At 72.1% G+C, this 1,054-nt stretch carries 1 protein-coding gene; it reads right to left on the bottom strand.

Translation table 11 applies throughout. The annotated features are described in order from the left end of the window. The coding region (locus tag KM933_RS38655) for an amino acid adenylation domain-containing protein (RefSeq protein ID WP_221362346.1) at positions 1–1,054 on the bottom strand (1,054 nt) is incomplete at both ends.

Below are 1,054 nucleotides of genomic sequence, written 5' to 3'. Positions count from 1 at the left end.
GTCGGTCTTGCCGTTGGCGTTGAGGGGGATCTCGTCCAGCGCCACGTAGGCCTGCGGGAGCATGTAGTCGGGCAGCCGGGTCGCGCAGTGTGCGGCCAGGTCCGCCGCGGTCACGGCCGGGTCCTCGGCGCTGTCGGCCGGGACGTAGTAAGCGAGGAGCTGCTGCGCGCCAGTCGGCGTTTCACGCGCCACCACGACCGCTTCACGGACCGAGGGGTGCTCGGCCACGACGGTCTGGATCTCGCCCGGTTCGATCCGGTATCCACGGATCTTTACCTGATCGTCGAGCCGTCCCAGGAACTCCACGGCGCCGTCGGCCCGGGTGCGGGCCAGGTCACCGGTGCGGTAGAGGCGTGCCCCGGCGGGTCCGAACGGGTCGGGGACGAAACGCTCGGCGGTGAGGTCGGGGCGGCCCGCGTAGCCGCGGGCGACACCGGTGCCACCGACGTACAGCTCACCCGGCACTCCGACGGCCACCGGGTCGAGCCCGGCGTCCAGGACGTACATGGTCATGTTCGGCAGCGGGTGGCCGATGGGCAGGACCTCCGCCGACTCCTCGGCCGGCACCCGGTAGACACAGGTGCCGACGGACGCCTCGGTCGGCCCGTATTCGTTGATCAGCCGAGTGTGCGGCGCCAGGGCGCGCCAGCGCTCCAGCGTGGCGCGGGTGAACGCCTCACCGGCCACCACGAGCACCGGTGCCAGAGCGCCCGCCTGCTCGGCGGTCAACTGCTCCGCCAGGACGTCCAGATGCCCCGGGGTCAGCTTGATGAAGCTGTACGGACCCGCCTCCGCGAGCACACCGCCGAGGTCGGCGATGTCCGTGTCCTGCGCGACGGTGTGGACCTGCTGGCCCGTGACCAGCGGCGCCCACAGGTTGGGGACGACCAGGTCGAAGGCGACCGAGGAGAACAGCGGCGCACCCCGCCCGCCCTGCGAGGCCAGCTCGCGGGCCGCCCAGCCGACATGGTTGGCCAGCCCCCGGTGGGTGACGCCGACACCCTTGGGACGGCCGGTCGAACCCGAGGTGAAGATGGTGTACGCCAGGGAGTCG

The sequence above is a fragment of the Streptomyces beigongshangae genome (assembly GCF_019710745.1).
Taxonomy (GTDB): domain Bacteria; phylum Actinomycetota; class Actinomycetes; order Streptomycetales; family Streptomycetaceae; genus Streptomyces; species Streptomyces beigongshangae.
Note: the sequence above shows the minus strand (reverse complement) of the source record. Positions and strands in the feature narration are given on the sequence as shown.